This window comes from Ilumatobacter sp. (assembly GCF_049588435.1).
Lineage (GTDB): Bacteria > Actinomycetota > Acidimicrobiia > Acidimicrobiales > Ilumatobacteraceae > Ilumatobacter_A.
This window is the reverse complement of the sequence record NZ_JBAVYV010000057.1, coordinates 1-3,763: the sequence shown is the minus strand read 5'-3', so window position 1 is coordinate 3,763 and position 3,763 is coordinate 1. Positions and strand designations below refer to the sequence as shown.

The window sequence follows — 3,763 nt, the reverse complement described above, 5'->3', positions numbered from 1 at the left end:
ATCGTGGACGTGCCGGCAGCTCCGGTCGGCAGGTTGAGGAACGCCGACAGCCCACCCGCGGAATCGGCGAGCGCCATCACCGCCCCGCCGTGCAGCAAGCCTCCGGCCGTGAGCAGATCGGGCGACCAATCGAGATCGATCACCACGCTCCCCGCGGCAGCCTCGATCGACCGCATTCCGAGGGTGCGGCTGAGGCTCATGCTTTCGTGTAGGAACTCGGTGGCCTCATCGACGTCACGACTCATCGAGTCATGATCGCGCGAAACGATCCGCGCAAGCGATGACCTGAGCGGTCATGGTCACCGGCCGCCGCCGATCGTCATGATCTGGTCCTCCGATCATGGTCGACGTGCCGCTGCGTTCCATCATGGTGGGTATGTTCCGCTCACGACGTGCCGACGTCCGTCGCCCGACTCCCGCCGCCACCATCTCGAACCTCACCGTGGGAACCGACCGATGAGTACCACCGTCACCTTCGACGCTGCAGATGATGCGGTCGCACAATGCCCCTACGACCACTACCGCAACATGCGCGACGGCGCGCCGGTGCTCGAATTGGACGGCGCGGCACTCGGACGACTCGGAGAAACCGTCTACGCTGTGACCCGTCACGAGGACGTCAAGCGGATCCTGCACGACCCGACGACGTTCTCGTCGAAGTTCGGTGGCGCATCCGCCAAACCGTCACCCGAGCTGACGGTGCGACTCAAGGAAGTGATGGCCGACGGGTGGCCGTCCGTGTCGACGCTGCTCACCGAGGACCCGCCGTCGCACACCCGGTATCGACGTCTCGTGTCGATGGCGTTCACCCCGCGACGCGTCGCCCTGCTGGAACCGGCACTGCGACAGATCTGCGAGGACCTGGTCACCGAGTTCGAACGGGAGCCCCGAGTCGACTTCCTCACGAAGTTCGCCGTACCGCTGCCGGTCGCCGCCGTCGCCACCATCCTCGAGATCCCCGACACGCGTCGCGACGACTTCAAGCGATGGGCCGACTCGTCGGTGGCAGCAATCGGTCGCGCGATCAGCGACGACGAGCGGGTCGCCGCAGAACGCGACATCCTCGATCAGCAGCACTACTTCGTCAGCGAACTCGAACTGCGCCGCAACGAACCGCACGACGACTTCCTGACCGACCTCCTCAACGCGGAGCTCGCCCCCGGCGACGACCTCGAGGGCGGACCGCTCGACATCCCCGAGATGCTCTCGATCATCCGCCAGATCCAGGTGGCCGGAAGCGAGACGACCGCGAGTCTGCTCTCCGATCTGATCGTGCAACTCGCGCAGCATCCCGACGAGTGGGAGAAGCTCAAGGCCGATCCGTCCCGCGCGGCGAAGGTCGTCGAGGAGGGGTTGCGGTGGGCCAGCCCGAACCAGGGTCTGTTCCGCATCGTCATGGCCGACACGGAGGTCGCTGGGACGCCGATTCCGAAGGGATCGACCGTGTGGATCAGTTACGGCTCCGCTGATCACGACGACCGCGTGTTCGACGAGCCCGAGGAGTTCAACCCCGACCGTGAGCGGCTGAACAGCCACATCGCGTTCGGTCACGGCATCCACTTCTGTCTCGGCGCCGCGCTCGCCCGTTTGGAGGCGGTCACCGCGCTCAAGGTGCTGGCCTCACGCCTCGACACGATCTCGGTCGTCGACCCCGACGAGCTCCGCTACGGGAGCAGCTTCATCCTCCGCGGCCTCGAATACTGCGAGCTCGACGTCACCTACCAGTAGGACGCGCCCGCGCCCGATCAGGCTCCGGCGACCGCGTCCGCGTGTTCGGCCGCGATCTCGGCGTGTACCTGTTCCATGTCGAGTGCCTTCACCTGACCGATCAGGTCTTCCAGCGCATGCGTCGGAAGTGCCCCGGCCTGGGAGAACAGCTGCACGCCGTCGCGGAAGACCATCAGCGTGGGGATCGATCGGATCTCGAGCGCGCCGGCGATCTGCTGCTCGGCTTCGGTGTCGATCTTTGCGAACGTGATGTCGGGGTGCTGCTCCGAGGCCGCCTCGAAGACCGGGGCGAACGACCGGCACGGGCCGCACCAGCTGGCCCAGAAGTCGACGAGGACGATCCCGTCGCCGAGGACGGTCTCCTCGAATGCGTCGGATGTCAGATCTGTGGTTGCCATACCCGGTCGAACCGATCTCGTCGCGCCACTATTCCGCGACGAGATCAGCCGAGCGATCAGGTCGGGCGAATCGGGTTCTTGTACGTGTCGAGATAGGTGATCTGAGCGACGTCGTCACGCTTCGCCGGCTGGAAGTCGGTGCCCTTCGTGTATGCCACCGGGAGGAGGCCTGCCTGGGTCATGTGGTCGGGGATGCCGAGCAGTTCCGCCGCCTCCTGCTCCTTGGCCAGATGCAGCGTGGTGAGGCAGCTGCCCAGCCCGCGGCTCCGGAGTGCGAGTTGGAAGCTCCACATGGCCGGCATGATCGAACCCATGAGGCCCGCAGCTGCGTTCGCCGAATTGTCGGGGAGTCGCCCGATGATGAGCGGGATCACGAGCACCGGGACCTCGCCGAGCTTCTGGGCCAGGTAGTTCGCGGAATCGATCACGCGGCCCTGCTGGCTCGCCTGGTCGGCCTGCGCGGCAGCCGACGCGAGGTACTCCCCGCCCGCTTCGATGTAGAGGTCGGCGAGCGCCTGCTTCTTCGTCGCGTCACGCACGACCATCCATCGCCAGCCCTGCTGGTTCGACCCGGTCGGCGCCTGAACGGCGAGCTGCAGACACTCGAGCAGCACGTCGTCGGGCACGTCACGCTCGAGATCGAGGCGCTTGCGCACCGCCCGCGTGGTCGAGAGCAAGGCGTCGGTCTGTTCGAGGTCGAATTCCATCGGGCCATCGTGACCGCTCGCGGGTCGAGGAATGAAGCCCGCCGTCTTTCGTTGCGAGCCCAGCCGATCTCTCGGACGGCTTTGTCGAACGGTTCGATCAGAGATTCTCGGTGATGGCGGGAAGTACCTCGAAGAGATCGCCGATGACGGCGTAGTCCGCCTTGACGACCATGTTCGCGGCGGGGTCGGTGTTGATCGCGAGGATCTTCTTCGCCGCCTTCGCCCCGACCCAGTGTTGGATCGCACCGCTGATTCCGCACGCGATGTACAGCTGCGGGGCGATGCGGGTGCCGGTCTGGCCGACCTGGTCGGAGTGCGGGCGCCAGCCGTTGTTGGTCACCGCTCGACTGCATCCGACCACACCACCGAGTTTGGCTGCGAGTGCTTCGAGCACCTCGAAACCCTCGGCCGACCCGACACCGCGCCCACCGCCGACGACCACCGGAGCGGTTGCGAGCGTGACGCCTTCCGACAGCACGATCCGATCCTGGATGACCGTGGTCAGCGCCGAATCGGGTAGTTCCACCTCGACCCGATTCACGGTCGTGGTCGCGCCGTCCGTCGGTGCTTCCGGTGCGACTGCGTGCGGCGCCACCGACAGGATCGGCAGCGACGACTCGAGGCGAGCGCGCTCGTTCAGCGAGCCGCCCCACTGGACGCGGGTGATCTCCCAGCCATCGCCGATCGTGGTCACGTCGAGGCAGTTCGCCACGAACGGAAGGTCCAGTTCGGCGGCGGCATGGGCCAGGATCTCGTTGCCACGATCGGACCCCGTCGCGACGATCGCGTCCGGCGACAACATCGTGGCGACGGCAGCGACAACGGCTCCGTACGCGTCCGGACCGTAGTCGGTGAGCCTCGCGTCGTCGACGAGATGCGCAACGGTTGCGCCGTGCGACGCGCACCGGTCCGCGAGTCCGTCGGTGCCGG

5 protein-coding genes are annotated in these 3,763 nt (G+C 66.6%); 1 reads left to right on the top strand and 4 read right to left on the bottom strand.

Annotation, left to right across the window (positions count from 1 at the left end):
* Nucleotides 1-245: PaaI family thioesterase (locus WBV89_RS01990; protein ID WP_423979666.1), on the bottom strand; the 245-nt coding region annotated here is incomplete at its 3' end.
* A gap of 211 nt (nt 246-456) precedes the next feature.
* Here WBV89_RS01990 and WBV89_RS01985 point away from each other — a divergent pair.
* Entirely contained in the window at nt 457-1,728 is a 1,272-nt protein-coding gene (locus WBV89_RS01985; RefSeq protein WP_423979665.1) for a cytochrome P450, read from the top strand.
* Between the two features lie 17 nt (nt 1,729-1,745).
* On the opposite strand, the gene trxA is transcribed toward WBV89_RS01985, so the two are convergent.
* The 3 genes from trxA to WBV89_RS01970 form a co-directional block, all read right to left on the bottom strand.
* Complete coding sequence (gene trxA / locus WBV89_RS01980) at nt 1,746-2,126, bottom strand: thioredoxin (RefSeq protein WP_423979664.1); 381 nt, start codon at nt 2,124-2,126, stop codon at nt 1,746-1,748.
* Between the two features lie 56 nt (nt 2,127-2,182).
* On the bottom strand, nt 2,183-2,833 hold the full coding sequence (locus WBV89_RS01975) for a nitroreductase family protein (RefSeq protein WP_423979663.1): 651 nt from the start codon (nt 2,831-2,833) through the stop codon (nt 2,183-2,185).
* Between the two features lie 97 nt (nt 2,834-2,930).
* The coding region (locus WBV89_RS01970) for an electron transfer flavoprotein subunit alpha/FixB family protein (RefSeq protein WP_423979662.1) at nt 2,931-3,763 on the bottom strand (833 nt) is incomplete at its 5' end.